21 protein-coding genes and 1 rRNA gene are annotated in these 25,288 nt (G+C 72.6%); 5 read left to right on the top strand and 17 right to left on the bottom strand.

The genetic code is table 11. The features are described 5' to 3' along the window. Positions 1–31: 31 nt before the first annotated feature. The 6 genes from ASC99_RS18720 to ASC99_RS18695 form a co-directional block, all read right to left on the bottom strand. Positions 32–1,336, bottom strand: a complete 1,305-nt coding sequence (locus ASC99_RS18720) for an RIP metalloprotease (RefSeq protein ID WP_057233476.1) — start codon at positions 1,334–1,336, stop codon at positions 32–34. A 36-nt stretch (positions 1,337–1,372) separates the two neighbouring features. After that, entirely contained in the window at positions 1,373–2,593 is a 1,221-nt protein-coding gene (gene dxr, locus ASC99_RS18715) for a 1-deoxy-D-xylulose-5-phosphate reductoisomerase (protein ID WP_157531613.1), read from the bottom strand. Between the two features lie 30 nt (positions 2,594–2,623). Further along, complete coding sequence (locus tag ASC99_RS18710) at positions 2,624–3,031, bottom strand: hypothetical protein (protein ID WP_057233472.1); 408 nt, start codon at positions 3,029–3,031, stop codon at positions 2,624–2,626. A 105-nt stretch (positions 3,032–3,136) separates the two neighbouring features. After that, on the bottom strand, positions 3,137–4,579 hold the full coding sequence (locus tag ASC99_RS18705) for an aldehyde dehydrogenase family protein (protein ID WP_057233470.1): 1,443 nt from the start codon (positions 4,577–4,579) through the stop codon (positions 3,137–3,139). A 132-nt stretch (positions 4,580–4,711) separates the two neighbouring features. After that, positions 4,712–6,274: a PucR family transcriptional regulator gene (locus ASC99_RS18700; protein ID WP_057233468.1), complete on the bottom strand. Its 1,563-nt coding sequence runs from the start codon at positions 6,272–6,274 to the stop codon at positions 4,712–4,714. A 131-nt stretch (positions 6,275–6,405) separates the two neighbouring features. After that, a complete protein-coding gene (locus ASC99_RS18695; RefSeq protein WP_057233467.1) occupies positions 6,406–8,451 on the bottom strand; it encodes a hypothetical protein in 2,046 nt (681 codons plus the stop codon). Positions 8,452–8,682: 231 nt separating this feature from the next. Here ASC99_RS18695 and gabT point away from each other — a divergent pair, with 231 nt between their 5' ends. Further along, a complete protein-coding gene (gabT, locus tag ASC99_RS18690; RefSeq protein WP_057233465.1) occupies positions 8,683–10,023 on the top strand; it encodes a 4-aminobutyrate--2-oxoglutarate transaminase in 1,341 nt (446 codons plus the stop codon). A 157-nt stretch (positions 10,024–10,180) separates the two neighbouring features. Continuing rightward, positions 10,181–10,984: a phosphatase PAP2 family protein gene (locus ASC99_RS18685; RefSeq protein ID WP_082598434.1), complete on the top strand. Its 804-nt coding sequence runs from the start codon at positions 10,181–10,183 to the stop codon at positions 10,982–10,984. Here ASC99_RS18685 and ASC99_RS18680 read toward each other — a convergent pair. Next, on the bottom strand, positions 10,971–11,312 hold the full coding sequence (locus ASC99_RS18680) for a DUF2218 domain-containing protein (RefSeq protein WP_057233463.1): 342 nt from the start codon (positions 11,310–11,312) through the stop codon (positions 10,971–10,973). The two genes, ASC99_RS18685 and ASC99_RS18680, sit on opposite strands and share 14 nt — an antisense overlap. Positions 11,313–11,449: 137 nt before the next feature. Between ASC99_RS18680 and ASC99_RS18675 the strand changes: the two genes are divergently transcribed. Beyond that, on the top strand, positions 11,450–11,962 hold the full coding sequence (locus ASC99_RS18675; protein ID WP_057233461.1) for a MarR family winged helix-turn-helix transcriptional regulator: 513 nt from the start codon (positions 11,450–11,452) through the stop codon (positions 11,960–11,962). On the opposite strand, the gene ASC99_RS18670 is transcribed toward ASC99_RS18675, so the two are convergent. Then, positions 11,865–12,794 (bottom strand): EamA family transporter, encoded by a 930-nt coding sequence (locus tag ASC99_RS18670; RefSeq protein ID WP_057233535.1) that lies wholly within the window; start codon positions 12,792–12,794, stop codon positions 11,865–11,867. The genes ASC99_RS18675 and ASC99_RS18670 overlap by 98 nt on opposite strands. 79 nt (positions 12,795–12,873) lie before the next feature. On the opposite strand from ASC99_RS18670, the gene ASC99_RS18665 reads away from it, so the two are divergent. Next, positions 12,874–13,767 carry a LysR family transcriptional regulator gene (locus ASC99_RS18665; protein ID WP_057233459.1) on the top strand — a complete coding sequence of 298 codons (894 nt, stop codon included), beginning with the start codon at positions 12,874–12,876 and terminating at the stop codon, positions 13,765–13,767. A 31-nt stretch (positions 13,768–13,798) separates the two neighbouring features. On the opposite strand, the gene ASC99_RS18660 is transcribed toward ASC99_RS18665, so the two are convergent. Next, positions 13,799–14,560 carry a ZIP family metal transporter gene (locus tag ASC99_RS18660; protein ID WP_057233457.1) on the bottom strand — a complete coding sequence of 254 codons (762 nt, stop codon included), beginning with the start codon at positions 14,558–14,560 and terminating at the stop codon, positions 13,799–13,801. A 332-nt stretch (positions 14,561–14,892) separates the two neighbouring features. On the opposite strand from ASC99_RS18660, the gene ASC99_RS18655 reads away from it, so the two are divergent. Beyond that, positions 14,893–15,303, top strand: coding sequence for a DUF6278 family protein (locus tag ASC99_RS18655; RefSeq protein WP_057233455.1), 411 nt, complete (start codon positions 14,893–14,895; stop codon positions 15,301–15,303). Between the two features lie 4 nt (positions 15,304–15,307). Here the strand turns inward: ASC99_RS18655 and ASC99_RS18650 are convergent, their stop codons facing one another. The 8 genes from ASC99_RS18650 to rrf form a co-directional block, all read right to left on the bottom strand. Then, complete coding sequence (locus tag ASC99_RS18650) at positions 15,308–16,987, bottom strand: restriction endonuclease (RefSeq protein ID WP_057233453.1); 1,680 nt, start codon at positions 16,985–16,987, stop codon at positions 15,308–15,310. A 103-nt stretch (positions 16,988–17,090) separates the two neighbouring features. Then, positions 17,091–18,812, bottom strand: coding sequence for a hypothetical protein (locus ASC99_RS18645; RefSeq protein WP_157531612.1), 1,722 nt, complete (start codon positions 18,810–18,812; stop codon positions 17,091–17,093). A 258-nt stretch (positions 18,813–19,070) separates the two neighbouring features. After that, on the bottom strand, positions 19,071–19,727 hold the full coding sequence (locus tag ASC99_RS18640) for a YigZ family protein (RefSeq protein ID WP_057233450.1): 657 nt from the start codon (positions 19,725–19,727) through the stop codon (positions 19,071–19,073). A 103-nt stretch (positions 19,728–19,830) separates the two neighbouring features. Continuing rightward, on the bottom strand, positions 19,831–21,120 hold the full coding sequence (locus ASC99_RS18635) for an aldolase/citrate lyase family protein (protein WP_057233448.1): 1,290 nt from the start codon (positions 21,118–21,120) through the stop codon (positions 19,831–19,833). Positions 21,121–21,208: 88 nt separating this feature from the next. Continuing rightward, positions 21,209–22,723 carry a DUF2637 domain-containing protein gene (locus tag ASC99_RS40680; protein ID WP_063857121.1) on the bottom strand — a complete coding sequence of 505 codons (1,515 nt, stop codon included), beginning with the start codon at positions 22,721–22,723 and terminating at the stop codon, positions 21,209–21,211. Between the two features lie 157 nt (positions 22,724–22,880). Further along, positions 22,881–23,543, bottom strand: coding sequence for a response regulator transcription factor (locus tag ASC99_RS18625; RefSeq protein ID WP_057233446.1), 663 nt, complete (start codon positions 23,541–23,543; stop codon positions 22,881–22,883). Beyond that, on the bottom strand, positions 23,495–24,739 hold the full coding sequence (locus ASC99_RS18620; RefSeq protein ID WP_235502658.1) for a sensor histidine kinase: 1,245 nt from the start codon (positions 24,737–24,739) through the stop codon (positions 23,495–23,497). Before ASC99_RS18620 ends, ASC99_RS18625 begins: the two co-directional genes overlap by 49 nt. 391 nt (positions 24,740–25,130) lie before the next feature. After that, positions 25,131–25,247: ribosomal RNA gene (rrf, locus tag ASC99_RS18615) — 5S ribosomal RNA — on the bottom strand. Between the last annotated feature and the right edge of the window lie 41 nt (positions 25,248–25,288).

The raw sequence follows: 25,288 nt of genomic DNA, 5'->3' as shown, positions 1-25,288 counted from the left end.
GGCCAGGCACACTCACCCGCCCGGATCCAGGTCAGTTCAGGCGGATCGGGTTGACAAGGTCGGCCACGCCCACTAGGGCCGTGAAGCAGATGAAGACCGCCGCCACCACGTACGCCGCGGGCATCAGCCGCGCCACGTCGAACGGGCCCGGGTCGGGGCGGCGGAGCAGTGCGGCGGCCTTGCGGCGCAGCGACTCCCAGAGCGCCCCGGCGATGTGGCCGCCGTCCAGCGGGAGCAGCGGCAGCATGTTGAAGAGGAAGAGGGCGAGGTTGACCATGCCCAGCACCGAGACCAACTTGTACAGCTTCTCGCTCATCGGCTGGTCGCTCTCGAAGATCTCCCCGCCGATCCGGGCGGCACCGATCATGCCCATCGGGGAGTCGGCCGGGCGCGGGTCGTCGGAGACGACGGCGTGCCACAGGCCCGGGATCTTGCCGGGCAGCCTGACCAGCGAGGTCGCGCTGTGCTTCGCGATGTCGCCCATCCGGTCCAGGCTCTCGCCGAAGGAGAGGTGGTCCACCCCGACGGCGGGCTGGATACCGAGGAAGCCGGCCGTGACGGTCTCGCCCTTGACCGGGTAGCCGTCCTTGTCGATCTTGCCGACGGTGTTGCTGATCAGGGTGGCGCTCAGGGTGAGCGTCTGACCGTCCCGCCGCACCACGATCGGCACCGTCCGGCCCGGGGACTCGCGGATGTCGGCCTGCAGCTGCGCGTAGTCGGAGATCGGGTCGCCGTCGAAGGAGAGCACGGTGTCGCCCTGCAGCAGCCCGGCAGCAGCAGCCGGGGCGGCCGGGGCGCCGGCCGGGCAGGTGTCGGTCGGCTGACCGGCCGCCACCACGCACGCGCTGACCACCTTGACCGTGGGCGTCGCAATCTGCACCCCGACGGCCATGAACAGGCCGAAGAAGATGACCAGGGCCAGGATCAGGTTCATGAACGGCCCGGCGAACATCACGATGACGCGCTTCCACGGCTTCCGGGTGTAGAACATCCGGTCCTCGTCGCCGGGCTTGATCTCCTCGTACGAGGCCTCCCTGGCGTCCTCGATCATCGTGCGCCAGGGCGAGGTGGAGCGCTGGGTGACCCGGCCGTCCGCCCCCGGCGGGAACATCCCGATCATCCGGATGTACCCGCCCAGCGGGATGGCCTTGAGGCCGTACTCGGTCTCGCCCTTCTTCCGCGACCAGATGGTCCGCCCGAAGCCGACCATGTACTGCGGGACCCGGATGCCGAACAGCTTGGCCGTCGAGAGGTGGCCGAGCTCGTGCCAGGCGATCGAGAACAGCAACCCGAGCACGAAGAGCAGGATGCCGAGCACCCACATCACCATCGTCACTACTGATCCTCCGTCATGCCGCTCCGACCGTCGCCGCTAGCCCGCTGCCAGCTCACGGGCCCGGGCGCGGGCCCAGGTCTCCGCGAGAAGGACGTCCTCGACCGTGAGGGAAGTTCCCACCGTGTGTTCGGACACCACCTTCGCCACAGTGTCCACGATCCCCGTGAAAGGCAACCGGCCGGCCAGGAACGCCTCGACGCACTCCTCGTTGGCGGCGTTGAAGACGGCCGGGGCCGTCCCGCCGAGCGTACCGACCTCGCGGGCCAGGTCCACGGCGGGGAAGGCCTCGTTGTCGAGCGGGAAGAACTCCCAGGTGGCGGCCTTGGTCCAGTCGCAGCCGGGGGCGGCGTCCGGCACCCGGTCCGGCCAGCCGAGGCCGAGCGCGATCGGCATCCGCATGTCCGGCGGGCTGGCCTGGGCCAGCGTGGAGCCGTCGGTGAACTCCACCATCGAGTGCACGACCGACTGCGGGTGGACCACAACCTCGATCCGGTCGAACGGCACGTCGTACAGCAGGTGGGCCTCGATCACCTCAAGGCCCTTGTTCACCAGGGTGGCGGAGTTGATCGTGACGACCGGGCCCATCGCCCAGGTGGGGTGGGCCAGTGCCTCGTCCCGGGTGACGCCGGCCAGCTGCTCCCTGGTGCGGTTGCGGAACGGGCCGCCGCTGGCGGTGACCACCAGCTTGCGGACCTCGGCCCGGGTGCCGCCCGCCAGCGCCTGGAACAGCGCGGCGTGCTCGGAGTCCACCGGCACGATCTGGCCGGGCTGGGCGACCGCCTTGACCAGCGGGCCGCCGACGATCAGCGACTCCTTGTTGGCCAGCACCAGCACCCGCCCGGCCCGGAGCGCGGCCAGCGTCGGGCGCAGGCCGATCGAGCCGGTGATGCCGTTCAGCACGGAGTGGCACTCGGACCCGGCCAGCTCGGTGGCGGCGTCCGGGCCCGCCAGGATCTCCGGCAGCGGCCGCCCCGCAGCCAGGGCACCGAGCGCCTCACGCAACGCCGGGACGGCGGCCGGATCGGCCACCGCCACGGTGTGCACACCCAGTTGGAGCGCCTGCTCGGCGAGCAGGCCGACCCGGCCACCGGCCGCCGACAGGGCGACCACCTTGAACCGGTCGGGGTTGCGCAGCACCACGTCGATGGCCTGGGTGCCGATCGAACCGGTGGACCCGAGGATCACCAGCTCCCGGGGGCCGGTGGGGTCCTTGACGGTCGGTGAGAAGCGCAGCTGCGGGTGGGCGAGCGAGTTCATGCGCCCCATTGTGTCCTGTCGGGCCGGGCGCTACTTCCAGGCCCAGAACTTTCCTTCGGCCTTCCCGCTCGCGTCGACCTCCCACTCGAAGACGCCGACCGCCCCGCGCAGCGCGGCGAACTCGGGCGAGTCGCTGGTGAAGATCAGCGAGCCGCGCCAGCTGTTGCCGCCGCTCTCGGTGATCGTGCCGACGCCCGCGCCCTGCCAGGTCGCGCTCGCGCCGCTCGGGCTCATCAGGATCCCCTGTCCCTCGCCGTGCAAGGTCCCGTCCGCGCGTAGTCGGGCCGAGTACGTCCCCATGTCGTTCACCTCGACGCCGAGCAGTGTCCCGCTCCCGACGAACGACGTCTCCACCGTGGGTGCCAGGCCGTGCTCCCCCGCCACCACCCGCTGCCCCGTGGTCTGTCCAGATTCCTGTCCGATGAGGTCACCGAGCATGACGATCTCCCTTCCTCCCTTCCGGACTACGCCCGCCCGGTGGAGGTGTCAACTCAGGCAGATGCCCCGTCACCGGTGGTCGGTGACGGGGCATCAGGGAGTGACTCAGAGATCGAGGCCGGTGAGCACCAGCACCTTCTCGTACGTGAAGTCGCCCATCGCGTACTTGACACCCTCGCGGCCGACGCCGGAGTCCTTGACGCCGCCGTACGGCATCTGGTCGGCCCGGTACGACGGGGCGTCACCGATCACCACGCCGCCGACCTCCAGCACCTGGTGTGCCTTGAAGGCGGACTGCAGGTCGTGCGTGAAGACGCCGGCCTGCAGGCCGAACTTGGAGTCGTTGACCGCGGCGAACGCCTCCTCGGTGGAGTCCACCCTGTGCAGCGAGAGCACCGGGCCGAACACCTCGGCGGTGGCCAGGATCGCGTCATCCGGCAGCTCGGCGAGCACGGTCGGCGCGTAGGCCGCCCCGTCGCGGGTACCGCCGGCCAGCAGCTTGGCGCCCTTGGCGACGGCGTCGTCGACCCAGGACTCGACGCGCTTGGCGGCGTTCTCGTCCACCAGCGGGCCGACGTCGGTGGCGTCGGCGCTCGGGTCGCCGGTCACCTGGGCCTGCACCTTGGCGACCACCTTCTCCACCAGCGCGTCGTAGACCGTCGCGTCGGCGATCACCCGCTGCACCGAGATGCAGGACTGGCCGCCCTGGTAGTTGGCGAACATCGCGATCCGGGTGGCGGCCCACTCCAGGTCGGCCTCGGAGGACCAGTCGGCCAGCACCACGGCCGCGGCGTTGCCGCCGAGCTCCAGGGTGACGTGCTTGCGCGGCACCGAGTCCATGATCTGGTAGCCGACCTTGTCCGAACCGGTGAACGAGATCACCGGCAGGCGCGGGTCCTGGACCAGCGCGGGCATCTTCTCGTTCGGCACCGGGAGCACGCTCCAGGAACCGGCCGGCAGCTCGGTCTCGGCCAGGATCTCGCCGAGCACCAGCGCGGAGAGCGGGGTGGCCGGGGCCGGCTTGAGGATGATCGGGGCGCCGACCGCGATCGCCGGGGCGACCTTGTGGGCGACCAGGTTCAGCGGGAAGTTGAACGGCGCGATGCCCAGCACCACACCGCGCGGGAAGCGGCGGACCACCGCGAAGCGGCCGACGCCGCCCGGGTCGGTGTCCAGCCGCATGGTCTCGCCGTTGGTCCGGCGCGCCTCCTCGGCGGCCCAGCGGAACACCGAGGCGGCCCGGCCGACCTCACCGCGGGCCCACTTGATCGGCTTGCCGTTCTCGGCGGTGATCAGCCGGGCGATCTCCTCCGTACGGTCCGTCAGCCGACGGGCGACGTGGTCGAGCGCGGTGGCCCTGACGTGTGCGGGGCTCGCGGCGAAGGCCGGGGCGACGGCGACGGCGGCGTCCAGCGCCTCCTCCACCTGGGCGTCGGTCGGCACACTGACCTTGCCGACCAGGCTGCCGTCGAACGAGTGGTGAACCTCGAACTCGGCGTCACCGGTCGCCCGGCGGCCGGCCAGCCAGAACTCATGGGTGGTGGTCACGGTCGTACCGACCCTTCTGTGGTGGGAGAGCTACGAACCCACGGTAGGGCTGGCGGCCCACGGAGCGGATTGGACACGACGGAGCAGAGCCGCAGGTGCCCACTACAACGTGGAGCGTGCTGGTCGTACCGCTCAGTCCTCGCCGGAGCGCAGCGCGAGCCAGAGCTCCATCCGGGCGTCCGTGTCGTCCAGCGAACGTCCGAGCAGTTCCTCCACCCGCCGCATCCGGTACCGCAGGGTGTGCCGGTGCACGCCGAGGTCGGCGGCGGCCGCGTCCCACTGCCCGTGCCGGGAGAGCCAGGCCCGCAGCGAGGCGACCAGGTCGCCCCGGGCCGTCCGGTCATGGTCGCGCAGCGGCCGGAGCAGGCCCTCGGCGAAGGCGGTGACCGCCTCCTCGCCGAGCAGCGGCAGCAGCGAGCCTGCACCGACCTCCTCGTGGTCGACGGCCCGCTTGCCACCCCGGAGGGCGACCGCCAGAGCCCGTTCGGCCTGCGCGAAGGCCGTACCGGCCTCCTCCACCGACGCGGCCGCTGAGATGCCGAGCGCCAGGCCCTCGTGCTCCTCGACCGCGCCCAGGCAGGCCCGGTGGGCCGCGCCGTTGTCGGGGGCGAGCACGATCAGCCGGGGGCCGTTCGGCCCGTCCTCGCGGGAGATCAGCAGGCGCTCGGCGACCCGGCTGCCGGCCTGTTCGGCGCGGTCGCCGAGCTCGCCGAGCGCCTCCGGGTCGGCGGTCGGCCCGGCCCCGCCGACCAGCACCCGGACGGTGCCCTCGGGCAGCCCGCCGAACAGCCCGGCGGCGACCTGACGGGCCGTCACTATCTCGCCCGCGAGCACCATGCCCAGCAGCGCGGCGCCCATCCGTTCCTCGGCCTGCCGCAGCTCGCGGGAGCGCTCCAGGGTCAGGGTGAGCAGCGCGACGGCGGCGTTCAGCACGTAGCGCTCGGTGGGGGTGATCCGGTCCTCGGTGCCGACCGCGAGGAAGCCGCGCGGGCGGCGGTCCGCACCGAGCGACTGGACCACCACGTAGTCCTCGTCGGCGGTGTCGATGCCCGGGGCCCGGCCCTGCAGCGCGGCCGAGGACGGCGCCGGGCGGCGGCGCAGCCGGTCCACCTCGGCGGCCAGCCGGCCCGCGCGGCGGGCGGCCCAGTCGGGGGCGACGGCGGAGAGCGCGCCGGAGCCGTCGTACAGCGCGGCCCAGCCGCCGAGCCGGGCGGCCAGCTTGCGGACCACCGCGGTGGTGCCGTCCTTGCCGAGCGCGGCCCGGGTCAGCTCCTCCTGGGCCTCGAAGCTGGTGGTGACCGCCTCGTACTGCTCAGCGGCCAGCGCGGCCGAGACGGTCTTGCTGATCGCGATGAACGGAGTCGCCTCGGGCACCCGGATCAGCGGCAGCCCGCGCTGGGCGGCCGCGTCCACCAGCGCCTGCGGCACCTCGGTGTGCGAGAGCCCGACCCCGAGGCCGAGACCGACCACGCCCGCGTCGGCCAGCCGGTGCACGTACGCCTGGAGCTTGGCGGCGGCCTTGCCCAGCTTGATCCCGGTGGTGAGCAGCAGCTCCCCGCCCTCCAGGAAGGGCGTCGGGTCGTCCAGCTCGCTGGTGTGCACCCAGCGGACGGGCCGTTCCAACTGGTCCGCACCGGCCAGCACGGTCAGATGGAGCGAGCTGCTGCGGACTACGGAGGCAAGTGTGGGGGGCATGGCACCTTCGGGTGTTCGACCAGGCTGCGCCGTTGCAACCGGGCGAGGAGGGCTTCTGTCTCCATTATGTACGCCTCGGCCAACCCGCCGGACCGAATCATCCGCTCCGTAGTCAGCCGGTGGCCGACCGCTCAGCCGCGCAGATCCACCAGCACCGGCGGGATCTGCTCCCCCGTCACCGTGGTCAGCGAGATCACCGCGTGCCCGGTCGGCAGCGCGTGCGCCAGGTCGGAGGGCGACCAGCGGTGCCGCTCGACGTCCCGGACGGTGACGCTCTCGGTCTGCGCGGTGGTGCCGGAGAGGGCCTTGCGGGCCAGTCGGCCGGCCCGGCGGACCGCGCCGCCCGAGGTGTCCGGCGCGTGGGTGACGGCGGTCTCCCGGATCAGGTGGGTGCCCCAGGCCTCGGAGAACAGCCGGCCGTCCCAGGGGGCGATGCCGGGGAAGGCCATCCGGCAGCCGACCGCGCCGAACAGCGCGGTGCGCAGGTTCTCCGGCAGGTCGACCAGGGTGCGCAGCAGCAGGACGGCCCCGGCGTTCGCCCCGCGCATCCGCTGCAGCCCGCGCACCACCTGTGCGTCGAGCGCCGCCGAGGCGTCGTCCACCACCAGACCGGCGAACAGCGCACGCTCCCGGCGCGCGATCGCGGCCTGCACGAACTGGCCGGTGACCAGCCGGGACAGCATCCGGGCCGCCTCCGGGTGGCTGAGCTCGGGCAGCTTGACCCGGACTCTGAGCGGGTGGTCAAGCGCCCGCATCGCGAAGGCGGGCTTGCCGGGGGCGTCGCCCGGGAAGCACCCGGCGAAGGCCGGACGGTCCAGCAGCGCCAGCCGGTCGGCGAGCAGCGCGCCCGGGTCGTCGGCCCGGCCGTGCTGGCGCTCGCGGTGCTGCAGGTCGGACTGGTGGGCCGTCAGTTCACCGGCCTCGGTCAGCGCCTGACGCAGCGCCGCCCAGGCCTTGGGCTCGCCGCCGAGCAGCTCGCGCAGCTCCCGGACGCCGGGGTAGCGGCCGTACGCGGCGTGGAACGGTCCGACCGTCTGCTGGAGCGCGGCCCGGGAGCTCTCGGCGCGCAGCGAGAGCTCGTCCGGCAGCAGCGCGTCGGCCAGCCGGGCGGCCGCCTCGTCCACCTCGGCGGCGGCGCCGAACAGGTCGAGGCCGTAGGGCGAGGCGGGGTCGCCGGGGGCAATCACCACGTCGTACCAGTCGTCAGGACCGAGGTCCGCCTCGGCGGCGCCGATCACCACCGCGCAGGCGGTGCCCGCGAGTGCCTGCAGGCAGAGCGCCTCGGCCAGCGGACGGGCCAGCCCGGCGGTCTTGCCGGTGCCGGCCGGGCCGACCGCGAGCAGCGAGGTGCCGAGCAGCGCCGGATCGAGGGCGAAGCCGGTGGCCCGGTGGGTGGTCGGGTTCTTCAGCACGTCCTGGGCGGTGCCCAGCCTGACCTGACGGGTCAGCAGGTCGTGCCGGTGGCTGCGGCCGGCCAGGTCGCGGGCCTCCGAGGGGTGGGCGCAGGCCGCGGCGCCGCGGGCGGTGATCTGTTCGGTGAAGGCGGCCATCAGGTCCGGCTGCCCGAGCACGGTCTCCCAGGCCCGCTGGATCCGGACGTAGTCGACGTCGCTGACCGGCTGCCGGTCCAGCACCTGGGCGGCCAGCGGCGCACCGCCCTGGCGCAGCCGCTCCCAGGGGTCGGCCGGACCGGTGGGCACGGCGACGCCCTCGGCCGGCGGCTCCTGGGTGACGGTACGGGCCAGCAGCGGGCCGACCCAGCGGCGCCAGACCTCGGGCCAGCGGCCCATCCGGCCGAACAGCTTGATCACCCCGGCCGCCACCGCGACGTTCACCGCCAGCAGCGCGATCACGGCGGTGGCCGAGGTGAGGCCGTCGAGCAGACCGAACAGACCGGCCACCCAGAAGATCAGCTGGACGCCGTACAGGTAGGCGAACCAGGCCACCACCAGGTTGAGCGCGGCCCGCAGCAGCAGTGGTGCGGCCGGGACGGCGGCGGCCTCGCGGTCGACCACGGCGTTCTGACGGTGGTTCAGCCGGTAGACACCCGGCTCGAGTTCGGGGCGCGGCTCCCCGGCCCAGGCGGTGAGGTCGAACGGGACCGGCCGCTGCGGCGGTACGCCCGGCACCTTCCCGAGTTCGACCGCACGCTGCCCGTACGTACCGTCCAGTCCCATCGCGGCCCGCTCCCCGCTCCCTGTGCCCACCCGGCCAATGACCTACCCGCGACGCCCCCGGGCGACCCGTCCGGGCTCAATGTAGTGGAGCGAAGGCGGCCGGTAGCCGATCTCACGCGCTGGCCGCGCAGGACAAGTCGGATGGTGGACTGCTACCGAGTGGCGCATGCCCGGGCGAGTTTCGCGGCCGTAGCCTGCGAGGACCGCGCCTTGAGATTTGGAGAACACACCATGAGCGCTGCAACGCAGCTCCCGCAGGAGCGCCGCCTGGTCACCGCGATCCCCGGCCCGAAGTCGCAGGAGCTGCAGGCACGCAAGCTCAGTGCGGTGGCCGCCGGTGTCGGCACCACCCTGCCGGTGTACGTCGCACGGGCCGGTGGCGGCGTGCTGGAGGACGTGGACGGCAACTCGCTGATCGACTTCGGCTCCGGCATCGCCGTGACCAACGTCGGCAACAGCGCCGCCGCCGTGGTCGCCAAGGCCACCGAGCAGCTGGCCGCCTTCACCCACACCTGCTTCATGGTGACCCCGTACGAGGGCTACGTGGCGGTGGCCGAGCAGCTCAACGAGCTGACCCCGGGCGACCACGAGAAGCGCACCGCGCTCTTCAACTCGGGCGCCGAGGCGGTGGAGAACGCGGTGAAGATCGCCCGCGTCTACACCAAGCGCACCGCCGTCGTGGTCTTCGACCACGGCTACCACGGCCGCACCAACCTCACCATGGGCCTGACGGCGAAGAACATGCCGTACAAGCAGGGCTTCGGCCCGTTCGCGCCGGAGATCTACCGCGTCCCGGTGGCGTACCCCTACCGCTGGCTGACCGGTGCCGAGAACTGCGCCGCCGAGGCCGCCGCGCAGGCGATCGACATCATCAACAAGCAGATCGGCGCCGACAACGTCGCGGCGATCATCATCGAGCCGATCCAGGGCGAGGGCGGCTTCATCGAGCCGGCCAAGGGCTTCCTCCCCGCGATCGTCGAGTACGCCAAGGCGAACGGCATCGTCTTCGTCGCGGACGAGATCCAGACCGGCTTCTGCCGCACCGGCCAGTGGTTCGCCTGTGACGACGAGGGCATCGTCCCGGACCTGATCACCACCGCCAAGGGCATCGCCGGCGGTCTGCCGCTGGCCGCCGTGACCGGCCGCGCCGAGATCATGGACGCTGCGCACGGCGGTGGCCTGGGCGGCACCTACGGTGGCAACCCGGTCGCCTGCGCCGCCGCGCTGGGCTCCATCGAGACCATGAAGTCCGAGGACCTGAACGGCAAGGCCAAGCGCATCGAGGAGGTCATGAAGGCCCGGCTGGCCACCATGGCCGAGAAGTTCGACGTGATCGGCGAGATCCGCGGCCGCGGCGCCATGATCGCGGTCGAGCTGGTCAAGCCGGGCTCCAAGGAGCCGAACCCGGAGTTCACCGCCGCGGTCGCCAAGGCCTGCCACGCCGAGGGCCTGGTGGTGCTGACCGCCGGCACCTACGGCAACGTGCTGCGCTTCCTGCCGCCGCTGGTGATGCCGGAGCACCTGCTCACCGAGGGTCTGGACATCATCGAGGGTGCGTTCGCCGCCGTCTGATCCAGTCATGCGCGGAAGGCCCCGGTCCAGGTGGACCGGGGCCTTCCGTTTGCGTCCGCCGGATGCCGACGCTGGCTGCACGCGCACTGGTGAAGATGCTGTGCGAAACCGGCCAGGCCCCTCTGCGGAGTGCGGGTCTGACGTACTGTCATGACAGATGGACAGCGAGCCACACTTCTTACCGACAGCCTCCGCGGCTCCAGCCGGAGCGGCGGCAGCCGAGAACCGATCGACCGACCGTCCGGCCCACACCCCCCGGGGCGCACGGAACGGCGATCTCCCCAGCCGCCCTGGAGCTCTCCCCCCCGCTCCGGGGCGGCTCTCGCATGCCTGGATTCCGCTGGCCCTGCTGGGCGCTCTGGCCCTGATCTCCTGGCAGGTCGCCGTCGACGGCCCCCTGCTGGAGCTCGACGAACTCGCCCGGAACTCCGTCCGCGCCGTCCGCCGGGCACTGGGCAGCACCCTGCTCAACCACCTCGGCGCCGGACTCTCCGACTTCGGCGGGCCCGTCCCGGCGATGCCGGTCCTGCTGCTGACGGCGGCGGTCGCCGCCTGGCGCGAGTACCGGGCCGGGCTGGCCCGCTGGTGGTTTCCGGTGCCGGTGGCGGTGCTGGCCGGGGCGCTGGTGCCGCTGCTGATCGTGCCGAGCAAGACCTGGTTCGCCCGCCCGGGCCCGTTCGGCTTCCCGCTCTCGGCCGATCAGCTCGGCTGGTACCCGTCCGGGCACACCGCCACCTCGGCGATCGCGTACGGGACGGCGGCCCTGCTGCTCGGCCCGACGCTCCGCCGGCCGGTGCGCGAGCGGCTGTACGCGCTGACCGCGCTGCTCTGCCTGGGCGTCGGGGCCGGGCTGGTGTGGAGCGACTACCACTGGCTGCTGGACGTGCTGGCCAGCTGGTGCCTGGCCGGGGTGCTGCTCTGGTGCCTGCTGCGGCTGCTGCCCCGGATCACTCGGCGCTAGCCGGGTCCTCCTCGTTGCGGTGCACCAGACCGGCCTCGCCGCTGTCCCGGTGCCACTCGACCACCAGCTCGTCGCGGGCGCCGAAGCGGACCAGATGGCGGCCGACCACGTCCTCCAGCTGGGGCAGGTTCGCCTCCTCGCCCTCGACCACCAGCAGCAGCGCGCCGGGCTCGGCGGTCAGGGTCGCGGTGCCTGCACTGAAGACCAGCTCACCGCGGCCGGTCTCCTCGGACCAGTCGGTCTGCACCTTGCGGCTCATGTGGGCGGCCAGCTGCTTGGCGTAGCGGGCCGGACGGTCGGTGGTGACGCGCGCCTGAGAACGGGACATCTCTTGCCTCTGTCTGCTCGACTTCGTTAATTTAGGTGAGCCTAATCGCATAGTGAGCCTGACTCAAGGTGTTATCGGAGCGACATCTCCACCGGCCCCGATACCCTGAGCCCACCTACTGCCCGGGGAGCCCGCCCATGTCCACGCCGTCCGAGCCCTCTGCGCCGTCGACGCCGTCCGCCGACACCGCTGCGGAGCTCGCCGACGCGCTGACCCGGGCGATGAAGCGGATCCGCCGGCAGACCATGGCGCGGCTGGAGCCGTACGGGATCACCCCCGGCCAGGCCCGCGCCCTGCGCACCCTGGCGCACGCCCCCGGCTGCGAGGGCCGGGAGACCATGCGGCTGAGCGAACTGGCCGAGCGCCTGCACATCGCCCCGCGCTCCGCGACCACCGTGGTGGATGCGCTGGAGGAGGCCGGACTGGTCGAGCGGGTGCCCGACCCGGCGGACCGACGGGCCGTCAGAGTCGTGCTGACGACGGCCGGCCACGGTGCGCTGGAGCGGCTCGGCCTGGTCCGCCAGGAGGTCGCGCAGGAGTACTTCGGACCGGTCAGCCAACCGGACCAGGCCGCACTGCTGCAAGCGCTGCGGACCGCCGAGCTCGCCTTCGAGCAGAACCGGGCAGCTGGTCAGGGCCCACCGCGGTGAGCCCGATCCCGAGCACCACCAGCACCGTCGCCCCGACCGCGAGCGGGCCGAACCGCTCGCCCAGCAGCAGCCAGGACGAGGACATCCCGAAGACCGGCACCAGCAGCGAGTAGGGCGCCACCGCCGAGGCGTCGTACCGGCCGAGCAGGTAGGTCCAGGCCATGAAGCCGAACAGCGTGGACCCCAGGCCGACGTAGAGCACCGCGCCGCTCCCGGCCGGGGTGAGTCCGGCCAGGGCCTGGCCGATCGCCGACGGCCCCTCGAACAGCAGCGACAGCGCCAGCAGCGGCAGCACCGGGACGGCGCTCATCCAGACCATCCAGCGCAGCGCGTCCGGCGGCGCGGCCTTGCGGGTCAGCACGTTGGACAGCCCCCAGAACGCCGCCGCCACGATCACGATCACGAACGCGCCGACCGGGCCGTGCAGCCCCCGGTCCGCAGCCGCCAGGGCGATCCCGCCGAACGCCACCGCCAGCCCGGCGATCCGCTGCGCGGGCGGGCGTTCGCGCAGCAGCACGGCCGCGAACACCGCCGTGAACACGGCCTGGCTCTGCAGCACCAGCGAGGACAGCCCGGCCGGCATCCCGGCGTGCATCCCGAAGAACAGCAGCCCGAACTTCACCACCCCCAGGGTCACCCCGACCGCGACCACCCAGCGCCAGGCCACCTTCGGACGGCCGACGAAGAACACCGCCGGGACCGCCACCACGGCGAACCGCAGGGCACCGAACAGGAACGGCGGGAAGTGCTCCAGGCCGATGTGGATGACGACGAAGTTGACCCCCCAGACGGCGGCGACCAGCACGGCGAGGGCGATGTGACGGGGAGTCATCTGCATGGGTCGAGCATGGCCCGGGATGACCGTGTAGCACCAGCAAATAGTTCTACACCGGATGCTTTAGCATCACTGCATGATGGATCTGGGCAGGCTCCGCGCACTGCACGCGGTCGCGGTACACGGTTCGGTGGGCGGAGCGGCGGCCGCACTCGGCTTCACCCCCTCGGCGGTCTCGCAGCAGATCGCCAAGCTGGAGCGGGAGACCCGCACCGTCCTGCTGGAGCGTCAGGGCCGCGGCGTGGCCCTGACCGACGCCGCCCGCGCGCTGGCCGACACGGCACAGCAGGTCCTCGCACTGGTCGAACAGGCCGAGGTGACGCTGGAGGAGCAGCGTGGCGAGGCGGTCGGCCGCCTCGTGGTGGCGGCCTTCGCCACCGGCGCGCGGGGCATCCTGCCCGGCGCGCTCGCCGAGCTGCGCGAGCGCTGCCCCGAGCTGGACGTCCGGCTGCTGGAGGTCGATCCGTACCTGGCCGCCGACCTGGTCGCCCGGGGCGAGGTCGACCTGGCACTGGTCCAGGACTGGCCGACCGTACCGCTGCCGATCCAGGACGGCCTGTCCCGGCTCGACCTCGGCATCGACCCGGTGGACCTGCTGCTGCCCGCCGGACACCCGCTGGCCGCACTCGCCGTGGTGCCGGTCGGGCGGCTGCTCGGGCAGCGCTGGATCAGCGTGCCGCCCGGCAACATCTGCCACGACTGGCTGGTCCGCACCCTGCGGGAGGCCGGCGAGGAGCCGGACGTGATCTACCAGGTCGGCGAGTTCGAGACCCAGATCGCGCTGATCGGTGCCGGCCTCGGGATCGGCCTGGTGCCCCGGCTCGGCCGCGCAGTGCTGCCGCCCGAGGTGGTCGCCCGGCCGGTGGTGCCCGAGCCCTCGCGCCGGGTGTTCGTCCTCTGGCGCACCAGGACCAGCCGTCGGCCCGCCATCACGGCGACGCTGCAGGCGCTCCAGCGGCAGTGGAACTGAGTGCGGGTCAGGATCCGGGACCGGGCGGGCGTCAGTCCGCGAAACCGATCACGACCCACATGAAGCCGACCCCGAGCAGCGTGCAGAGCAGCGTCGAACGGGACGGGTGCGGGCTGTGCGCCTCCGGGAGGATGTCGGAGGTCGCCAGGTAGAGCAGGAAGCCGGCGAAGAAGCCCAGATACAGCCCGAGCAGGTGCTCCGGGATGGTGAACAGCAGCGTGATCGCCGCCCCGGTCACCGGCGCCAGCGCGTCCGCGCCGAGCAGGGTGAGCGCGCGACGGCGGTTGTTCCCGTACATCCGGGTGATGGTGTAGGTGTTGAAACCGTCCGCGAAGTCGTGGGCGACCACCGCGATGGCCACCACCGTGCCGACCGTGCTGCCCGCCTGGAAGGCCGCGCCGATCGCGAACCCGTCCATCAGGCTGTGCCCGACCAGTGCGCCGGCGGCCGTCAGGCCGACCCCCTGCTTGCCGCCCGGCGCATGGCTGTGCGCATGGGCGTGCGAGTGGGCGGCGTACTCCCCCTCGTGACTGCGGTGGATGGCCACCGACCGTTCGACGATGTGGATCGCCAGGAAGCCGGCGGCGAACATCAGCAGCGCCTGCGGCACCCCGTGCACGTCGTCCGGTGCCGCGTTGATCGCCTCGGGCAGCAGGTCGAAAGCAACCACCCCGAGCATCAGACCGGCCGCGAACCCCAGCACCAGGTGGCGACGGTCACCGGTGCGCTGGGCGACGAAGCCGCCGAGCAGTGTCATCAGAAAGGCACCGGCGGAGACGAGCACCGCGGTCATCGAGGACCTCCCGCACTCGCTCGTCCGATGTCCGACACCTTGCGGCCTCCACCCCGGGACGTCAACCACCCGATGTCAGCCGCCTGACGTCGGCCGCCTGACCTCCGCCGCCTGGGGCCGGACGGCTGCGCGGTCCGCTGCCCACGGGCGCAGACGCCCGGCCCGGGCCGCGGATCGCGCCACGGCCCTAGCGGCCAGCCTGCTGGGCGACCGGTCGCGCTGCCCGCCGGGCGGGGCCGTCAGGGTGACGGTGGGTCAGCCCGGCGAGCCCGGCCTGTACCTCCTGTGCCGGCGGGCGTGCTGCCGGGGCGGTCAGCTGGCAGGCTGGGGCCATGGGCCACGGATTCCTGAGCAGCCTGCGAGGCGCCCGCTCCAAGGGAGTGCCGGAACCGGCACTGGCGGCGCTGCTGGCCGAATGCGGGCTACTGCGCGAGCTGGCCGAGTCCACCGGTGTCCGGCTGGACGACACCGAACGCTCGCTGACCGCGCTGGACCAGCTGCTGCCCCGTTGGCGGGACGACCCCCAGGTCTCCGACTGGCTCGGCAACGACGCCGGGCTCTACCTGGGCACCGTGCTGCGCCGCACCGTACCCGGCACCAGCTGGCGGCTGGACCGGCATGACCGCCCACAGATCGTGCTCCCCGGCGGCCGCGAACTCGACGTCACCGCGCTCGGCCACTCCTGGGCCGACCAGGGTTCACCCCAGCTCTCCACCGCCTACCTCACCGCCACCGACGGCTGACCCGTCAGCCGCCGGTGCCGAGCCGCAGACCCAGGTGAGTGGCCGTCAGCTCGCGTACGCCGTCACCGTCCACCAGGTGAATCTGCTCCAGCTCCCCGGCCAGGTCGAGCGCCCGCTCGGAGAACCGCCCCGTGGTCAGTCGCAGCCCCCGGTCGGCCCCCTCCTCCCGGACCGCCTCGGCGAGCGTGTGCAACTCCGTGTCCTCCACCTGCCTGCCCAGCACGCCTGCCCCGCCTGCCTCCTCGGGGCGCGAAGCCCAGACCACCCAACGCCCGGGCAGCGCACTCCCCGGCTCCCCCGCCCCGGTGGCGACCAGCCCGGCCGGCCCGCGCAGCCGTACGCTCCACTCCGTCAGCCCGCCCCTGGTCAGCAACTCGCGGACCAGGTAGACGAACTCGTTCGCCGACAGGTCGGCGGCCGACGGCACGGTACGACTCGCCTCCGCGCTCGGCTCGACCGGCACCACGCCGTACGGGTCGGGCGTCACCACGGCCGCCAGCTCGCGCAGCCGCAGCAGCGCCTCGTCCTGCTCGGCATCGGCGTAGACGCCCTTGCCTCGCTCGTGGCCGGCCTCCGGCCCACCGACCTCGGTATCGGTCTCGGTCTCGATCTCGGGCGTGGTCTCGGGCGGCAGCAGCCGGGTGCGGGCCAGCGCGTCGCGGTCCGCGTCCACGCTCAGCAGGCAGACCGGGGCGGCTGACGGGGTGTCGGTGCTGCGCAGCCAGCCGTTGAGCACCACGCCGGTCAGTATCTCCTCGGTGTCCACCGCGTCCGCCGCCTGCAACGCGCGCAGCGCGAGCCGGGCCGCCAGCCGCAGGTAGTCGGCGGCCCGGTCGGCCGTCGGTCGCGGCACCGGCTCCACCGTGCCGTCGGCGCCCAGTCGGTAGCCGGCCAGCGAGGGCACCACCTCCAACGCCGGCAGGTCGAGGTCGAGCACGGCGGTGCGGGTCAGCGGACGGAACACCGCGCGGCAGGGGGCGGGCAGGTCCTGGGTCGCGCCCTCCGCCGCCGCCAATGCGCGCTCCAGCAACGACTCGACCGCCGCCGGCTCGGCCAGCCGGTAGGCACGGCGGCACTCCTCCAGGCTGTCGTTGTACTCCCGGACCGCCCGGGCCCGGGCCTGCTCCGCCTCCTCGTGCGCGCGCCGGGCAGCCAGCACGCCGCTGTCCGCCGCCGCTGCCGCCCGCCTGCCGCGCCACTCCCGCAGGGCGCGCTGGTGGGCCAGCCGGGCTTCCGCCAGCCCGCGCTGGTACCCGGAGTCGAGCAGCAGTCGGCCCTCGACCTGCGGCTCGGCCGGGGCGTAGTCCGCCCAGCGCGGCTCGGGGCCGTCCGCGGCCGCCCCGGCCCCGGTACCGTCCCCTGGCCCCGCTCCCGCCGCTGGGTAGGGACGGGGCTCGTAACTCAGCAGCCGGCTCTCGAAGTCCATCGCGGAGACCGGCAGCGCGGCCCGGCGCAGCAGATCGGCGAGCTGCTCGTGCTCGGCCAGCACGGCCAGCGTCCGCTGGTGGGTCAGGGCGGCCGCCCTGCCGTGTGCGGCGACCTCCTCGTCGGTGGCCGTGACGGTGCTGCCTCCCCGGGAAGCAGGCGCCTCCTCGCCGCCGAGGTCACGGAAGAGCGAAGCCAGGAAGCCGGGTTGGAGGGTGGTCGCGGTACCGTCCGGGTGCCCCTCTGGTGCGTTCTGCATCGGTGGTCGTTCCCCCATGCTCGTCCGGTGTGGCCGCTCGGCTGCTGCTGAGCATTCTCCACCGTCCGGCCCCCGCCGGTGGCCAAGACCCGTGACCCCGACGTCAGTTGGTCCTGGTGTTGGTGAGGTGCAGGCCGATGTACCCGACATAGATCCGGCCGCTGCCGGAGCAGTCGTCCAGGTAGTGCAGCCGGGGTGCCGTCCGCCCGCCGCCGATCCGCAGGTGCGCGCCCATGAACGCGCGCCGGGAGGAGTCCACACACTCCGGCACCGGGAGCATCCGCTCGCGCTTCCACTTGGTGTGGCTCTCCACCGTCCTGGACTCGCCGCGCACCGCCTTGCGCGGCGGGAACCGGTGGCAGCCGGCCGGGGTGTGCTCGCACCACTGCTTGAAGTCGCCGCCCGCCTCGCCGCGGACGGCGGCCGACGCGTACTCCTGAAGCGCCGTCAGACCCTCCCAGGTCAGCCGGGCCCACCCGGTGCCGGCGTACTGGCCGTCGAGTGCCAGCGCCTCCTTCTGGTCGCCGGTGAACTCCAGCAGCGGGAACTCGGCGAACCGGCCCACCAGTTCACCGAAGCTGCCCGGGCTGCCGTCGCACGGCCGGACGGTGCAGAGCCGGCCGGGCAGGCTCAGCCCGGCCGGGTGCCGCAGGCCGGACCGGTCCTCGTTGGCCGCACTCAGGAAGCGCTCACGACGCCGGGAGCGGTGCAGCGAGTGCCGGACCCGCTGAAGCTCGTCGGCCCTGGCCTGCCGCTCGGCGGCGTCCACCTCCTGGTCCGTCCGGTGCTCGGCGGGCGGGCTGCCCGTGTTACGGCTCTCCGCCGGTGCGCGGTAGACCGGGACGGCGGCCAACAGGGCCGGCAGCGGCAGGTCGGTGGCCAGCCTGCGGGGCTCCCGGGCCAGCAGCGCGGCGGCCCGGCGGACGTCCTCCTCGATCCGGTGCCGGGGCAGCACCGGGTGCCGCGCGCCGTCGGCCCGGCAGGCCGGATCGACCTCGGGCAGATAGGTGCGCACCGCGCCGCCGTAGACCTTGTGGTACTCCAGCGCGACGTTGAACAGTGGCAGCGCCTCGTGGTCCAGCAGGTGCAGCGCGGCCAGACCGGTCAGCTGCCGGGTGAGCGGCAGCAGGGTCTCGGCCAGCCAGGCGCCAGGGGCGGTGGACGGCGGGAGACTGGCCACCAGCACTGGCAACCTACGCTCCGGATCACAGAGTTCGTCGATCAGCGCCTCCACGTCCGCCGGGCGGACCAGGCGTGGGGCCGCTCCGATCTGTGCCGGGCCGTCGGTCGCGTCCAGCAGTGGCAGGAGTGCGCGGACCAGGTCGGGGACCGGCACCCGGCCGCCCGCCCTGAGTGCGGACCCGGCGGCCAGGTACTCGGCCTCCAGCCGGACCTCGGTGGGGCCGTCCGGGGTGGCGGAGGCGAGGGTCAGAGTCAGCTGGTCGGTGCCGTGCGGGGTGGGGGTGCGCAGTCTGCGGCGGAAGTAGCCCGCACCGCTCGCGGCCTCGGCCGAGCTGTCGGGGAGATCACCGAAGTCGCGGTCCAGCAGGATCCGTTCGCCGAGGCGCAGGCGCTCGGCCGGGAGGGTCAGGGTGTCCGGCGGGGGCTCGTCATGGCCCTCCCCCTTGAGCCAGGCGGCCAGCAGCTGATCCGCCAGGGCGGCCACCTCGGCCCGGGGCCGCGGCGTACCGACCGTCATCCGATAGGGCGTCGGCTGGCCGAACCGGCCTGCCGTCCCGGCTGGTTGGCCGGCGGCGGGCTCGGGACGCCGGGGCGGGGTCCGATCCGGCACGGTGCGCTGCGACAAGCTGTGCTGCGGAGTCATGCGAGGTACCTCCCGTGGTGCGGCGGTTGGGGTCTGACGTCCTCCATCTACGGGGTGGTCGGTCGGCTCCGCACCGCCCGTTACCGGTGCGGGTCCTTGCTCCAGGAAACGCCGATGCCCGGAGCGGAAGTTCCAACACCGGGCATGGTTAATTCGTTCGAGTGTCACTAGGTTTTCGCTCGACCCTGCTTTCAGCCGTCCTGCCGTCCTTCGGGCGGCCTCGGAACAAGGCCTCGAGACGAGACCTCGGGTCGAGGCTCAGGCGTCCCCCACCGGCACCTCGACGAAGTCCCGGCCGGTCGCCTCCGCGACCGCCGAACCGCCGGTCGCCTCGGCCAGCCAGGCATGAAACTCCGTCACCTCCGGCTCGGGGACGCCGACTTCGATCCGTACCCCGGCCGCCTGGTAGGACAGCTCCCGCACCACGTACCCGGCAGCCCGCAGGTCGTTGTCCAGCCGCCCCGCCCTGGTGTGGTCGACCGCGACGGTGAGCAGCGCGACCGGGCGCCGCTCCAGCAGTCCGACCGCGTCCACCGCCTCGGAGACCGCGCTCCCGTACGCCCGCACCAGGCCGCCCGCACCGAGTTTGATCCCGCCGAAGTACCGGGTCACCACCGCGGCGGTGTCGGTCAGTCCACGCCGCCGCAACACCTCCAGCATCGGCACCCCGGCCGTGCCGCCCGGCTCGCCGTCGTCACTGGAACGCTCGCGCGGCTGCTCACCGCCGACCACGAAGGCGGTGCAGTTGTGCCGGGCGTCCCAGTACTGCTTGCGGATGCCCGCGATGAACGTCTGCGCCTCCGCCTCGTCGGTGACCCTGGCCAGGTGGCAGATGAAGCGGGACTTCTTGATCTCCAGCTCGTGCACGCCGGAACCCCGAACGGTCAGATAGGGCTTGGGGGTCGGCTCCGGCATGGTGCGGGGGTACTCCAGACATACGAAAAGCTGGCAGGGACCGGGCGGTCCCTGCCAGCTTAACGAGCGTTCCGGTGCAGCCCGGTCCGGTCCGGCCCGGCGGTCAGCGACCTGCGAGGGCGTCCAGCTGCTTGCGGTCCAGGCCGGTCAGCTCGGTGACCTCGGCCGGGTCGACGGCGCCACAGTCCAGACCGCGCAGCAGGTAGCCGCTGAGCGCGCGGGCGGTGGCGGGCTCGTCCATCACGTCGCCGCCGGCCTTGGCCACGTACGCGGCCAGCCGGGCCGAGGCGGCCACCAGGCCCTCGCGGTAGAAGGAGTAGACCGCGACGTAACGGGTCGGCAGGTGCGCCGGGTGCATGTCCCAGCCCTGGTAGTAGGCGCGGGCCAGCGAGCGGCGGACCAGGTCGTGGTGCAGCTTCCAGGCCGCGTGCACCTGCTCGGTCGGGCCGGTCGGGATGACGTTGGTCGAACCGTCCGACAGCCGCACCCCGGTACCGGCGGCCGCCACCTGCATGACCGCCTTCGCGTGGTCGGCGACCGGGTGGTCCATGCTCTGGTACGCGGCGCTGACGCCGCAGGAGGCGCTGTAGTCGAAGGTGCCGTAGTGCAGACCGGTGGCCCGGCCCTCGGCGGCCTCGATCATCCGGGCCACGGTGGCCCGGCCGTCGGCACCGAGAATGGCCTGCGTGGTCTCGATCTGGATCTCGAACCCGATCCGCCCGACCGGCAGCCCGGCCCGCTGCTCGAAGTCGGCCAGCAGCCGGACCAGCGCGGTGACCTGCTCGGCGTAGGTCACCTTCGGCAGCGTGAGCACCAGGCCGTCGGGCAGCCCGCCCTCGGCCAGCAGGGTGGACAGGAACAGCTCCAGGGTGCGGATGCCGCGGTCGCGGACCGCCGCCTCCATGCACTTGATCCGGATACCGATGTACGGCGGGGCGGTGCCGTCCGCCACGGCGGCGGCGACCAGGCGGGCGGAGCGGATCGCGGCCGCGTCCTCCTCGGCATCGGGGCGCGGGCCGTAGCCGTCCTCGAAGTCGATCCGCAGGTCCTCGACCGGCTCGCGCTCCAGCTTGGCGCGGACCCGGGCGTGCACGTCGGCCAGCAGGTCGTCGTCGGCCACGCCGAGCGCCAGCGCCAGCTGGGCCGGGGTGGCGGCGTGCGCGTCGAAGGCGGCCAGCGCCTGGGCGCCCCAACTGCGCACGGTGTCGGCCTCGAAGGCGTCGGCCGGTACGTAGACGGTGTGCACCGGCTGGCGGCTGCCGTCGTCGCCCGGGTAACGCCGGGTCAGCTCGGCGTCGACCGGGGCGAGCAGCGCCTCCACCGCGGCCCGGGCGGCCTCGGAGAACGAGGCGCCGCCCTCGGACTTGCTACCGTCCAGCTTGGCCTGCGACATGCCGAATCCTCCACGCCTTCAACAGATTGTTGATGCGAAGGTAACGGCGCCGCACTCAGGCCGTCAATGGCCGATCCTCCGGCGAACCTCAGTCCCGGCCCGCCGCGATGTAACGTTCCTCCAGCTGGGACCAGTACCGCTCGACGTCCTTCGGGCTCACCGAACCATCCGGACGGCTGCCCGCCACTCCGTACTCCCGGGTCAGGAACTCCGCGAGCCGCTGCGGATCCGGCTGGTGCTGGAACCGGTCGATGTACGTGGTCAGCGCCTCGTAGCAGAGCTCGGGATCGAGCGGCTCGGGCAGCGGGCGGCGATCCTGCTCCACCGAACCGGCCGCCTCGACGTCCGCCAGGTCGTCGAAGGTCAGCGGCTCCGCCACCGACGACTGATCGGCCTGCGGGGCCAACTGCTCCAGCCGGACCGGTCGCGCCACCGCCGGGCCTGCCTGCGGCTGCACGGACTCCGCCCGCATCGGCGACTGCTGCTCCGGCGACCGGAACTGACGGGGCGCCGGCTGCTCGGCCGGCTCGTCCCCCGGACGGGTCGGCCGGGGCGCCTTGAACCACGGCGACGGCTGGCCGGGCACCCGCGCCGTGTGCACCGGCTCGGTCGGCTGGGCGTGCGACCGGACCGCGCGCGCCGTCCAGACGTTCAGCTCGGACTGGGTCGGCACCGGAGACTGCTCGGCCACCCCGTGCTCCTGCGCGTCGCGCAGCCGGACGGCGGCCAGCTTGGCCAGCGTCGGGCCGGCCAGCGCGGCCGCCACGGCCACCGGCTTCGGCTCCAGCACCGGCTCCGGCAGCTGTGCCTCGGCCACTTCCGCGCGAGTCTGGGCGGGCATCGGGACACGGCCGTCCACCTGCACCGCCGTCGGCTCGGCGGCGAGCGGCGCAGGCTCCAACCGCGCCACCAGGGCGCTCTCCAGCGGCCCGTCGATCCGATCCAGGATGGACGGATCGAGCGGCACGCCGTACTTGGCGAGCTTCAACGGCAGCAGCGCCTGGAACGGCGCGGACCGGCGCCAGCCCCGCCCGTAGCGGAAGCGCAGCTGCGCGCGGTACACCAGCCGGTTCTGCTCCAGCCGGACGGTCTCGTCATACGAACGCAGCTCCCAGAGCTTCATCCGTCGCCAGAGCCGGAAGGTCGGCACCGGCGACAGCACCCAGCGCATCAACCGGACCGACTCCATGTGCCGGTCGGCGGTGATCGCCGCAATCCGGCCGACCGCGTGCCGGGACGCCTCCACCACCACGACGAACAGCACCGGGATGACCGCGTGCATCGCCATACCGAGCGCATCGCCCCAGGACGCCGCGGCGTTGAACGCGATGGTGGCGGCCGTCAGCAGCCAGGCCGTCTGCCGCAGCAGCGGGAACGGTATCCGCAGCCAGGTCAGCACCAGGTCCAGCGCGAGCAGCACCACGATGCCCGCGTCCACGCCGATCGGGAAGGCGTACGAGAAGGACCCGAAGCCCTTCTCCAGCGCCAGCTCACGCACCGCGTTGTAGGACCCGGCGAAGCCGATGCCCGAGATCAGGCAGGCTCCGGCGGCCACCACACCGAGCAGGATCCGGTGGGCGCGGGTGAGAGTGGGACGTGCCATCAGTTGATCAACCCCTGGGGCTGGGAGTCGGCGGCTGCCGTATGCGACCGTTGCTGCCGGATCGACCCTTGCCGAGGAGCGGAACCACCGCACCAACGACCGTCACGGCCCACCGGATACTACTCGCACGGGCGTTCCACTGCCGAAGCCCCCTGGGCTATGAGACATCCGCCGGGGTGCCGTTGAGGTGCGCCAACACCGCCTGGACCCGGCGATTGGCGTCCTCGGCCGGGGCAAGCTCCAACTTCGTGAAGATATTGGCAATGTGTTTGGCCACCGCACCATCACTGACGACCAGTCGGCTCGCGATCGCCGAGTTGGAGCACCCCTCCGCCATCAGCTCCAGCACGGCCCGCTCTCGTGGTGACAGACACTGCAGTGGCTGCGAACTCGACCGGCTGGCGAGCAACTTGGCGATCACGTCCGGATCCATCGCGGTACCGCCGGCCGCCACCCGGCGGACCGCGTCGATGAACTGATCCGCGTTGAACACCCGGTCCTTGAGCAGGTAACCCACCCCACCCGTACCGTCCGCGAGCAACTCCCGGGCATACAGCTGCTGCACGTGCTGCGAGAGGACGAGCACCGGCAGGCCCGGAATCTCCCGGCGGGCCGCCAACGCCGCCTGGAGTCCCTCGTCCGTCAGTGTCGGCGGCAGCCGGACGTCGACCACCGCGACATCCGGCCGATGCTCCAACAACGCGGCCAGCAGTTCGGGCCCCGTCTCCACCGCTGCGGCGATGGTGAACCCGTGTGCCTCAAGAAGGCGGATCAGCCCTTCTCGAAGGAGGTAGAGGTCCTCGGCGAGGACAACGCGCACGGCAACTCCATGGTGATGGTGGTCGGACCGCCCTGCGGACTGCCGAGCGAGAGGACACCGTCGAAGGTACCCAACCTCCGCTCGATCCCGCGCAGCCCACTGCCCCGCTCCGGCGCGACACCGCCCCTCCCGTCATCCGTCACGGTGACCCGGAGCCGCCCGGCGCGGTACAGGATGTCCACCCATACGTGCTGGGCTCCCGAGTGCTTCGCCGCGTTGGCCATCAACTCGCTGATCGAGAAGTAGACCGCCGCCTCCACGGGAGCCTCCGGGCGCGCGGGCAGACTCACCGTCACCTCGGTGTCCTGCGCGCTGTCCAGCGCGAGCGCACGGACGGCGTCACCGAGACCGCGCTCCGCCAGCACCGGCGGGTGGATGCCCCGCACCAGATCACGGAGTTCCTGGAGCGCCTTCGCCGACGACTGCCGGGCCTCGGCGAGCAGTTGGCGTGCCGCCGCCGGGTCGCTGTCCAGCAGGTGCTCGATCGTGCCGAGGGTCATCCCGATCGCCACCAGCCGAGCCTGGGCCCCGTCGTGCAGATCCCGCTCGATCCGCCGCAACTCGGCCGCCTGGTCACCGACTGCCTCCGCCCGGGTCTCCGTCAACTCGGCTACCCGACGGGTCAGTTGGATGTTCGACGCCCTGCCCTGGGGATCGAGCACCCTCCTCGCCAGGTCGGCATGCACGTTCAGCGCGTACGGCAGGATCGCCACCGCCACCAGCAGGATCCCGGCGCTGATCAGGAGCGACACCAGCAGCGAGCCCATACCTTCCTGGACGCCCGTGTAGGTACGACTGTCGAACGGAGCAGAGAGACCGAACGCCGCACCACCGACGAACAGGCACAGCACCGGGCAGATCAGGGCCAGCACAGCCGCTGGATTGACCACCAGCCAGACCATCTCCGCCCGGGTGGCCGGGTCCCGCAGTGACCAGTGCACCAACTGGGCGAGCCGGGCAACACTCCGGCTCCGATGGTACGAATACCCCGTCCACCAGTAACCACGCGAATCAACCTCCAGCGGCGGTCGGTTGGTGTACGACACCGCCATCCGCACCCGGCACCAGCGCTCCACCTGGGACCGCGTCCACCCGGCGTTGAGCCGCACGGCCGGCGCCGCCAGCCCGATCCCCGCCAGCCCGGCCAACCCCATCGAGATCAGCGCCGCCACATCGCTGGATCCCAGAAAGGCCATCGCTGCTCCACCGACCAGTAGAGCTGCCAGAAACGGCATCAGCACACCCGGTACAGCGCTCACGACCACCGCACCGGCCCAGCCGAGGGACCTGACCCCGGACCGGAACAGCGCCCTGACCGGCTCAGTCCTTGGGGCGAGGCTCTTCGGGGGGTTGGCGGTTGTCACCGTGGACTCCTGTAGGGCTGAGACTGCTGGCCGGTTCGACTGACGCTCCTCAGTGTTGCCCGGGGAGCCCTGCTCTGGCACTGGCCGTCCCTCCCTACTTCGAGGTAGTCCTACCACCACCCCTGGGCGGGTGTTCTCTCACCAGGCTGGGTCCGGTCAGTCTGTTCCGGAAATGCAGAAAGCCCCTACCCGGGACCGGGTAGGGGCTTTCTGACTAAAGATTGTTCGGCGGCGTCCTACTCTCCCACAGGGTCCCCCCTGCAGTACCATCGGCGCTATGAGGCTTAGCTTCCGGGTTCGGAATGTAACCGGGCGTTTCCCTCACGCTATGACCACACCTGGCACCTTCGCTCGGCACCGGCGTCCAGCTCACCGCGCTGG

This window comes from Kitasatospora sp. Root107 (assembly GCF_001424875.1).
Lineage (GTDB): Bacteria > Actinomycetota > Actinomycetes > Streptomycetales > Streptomycetaceae > Kitasatospora.
Note: the sequence above shows the minus strand (reverse complement) of the source record. Positions and strands in the feature narration are given on the sequence as shown.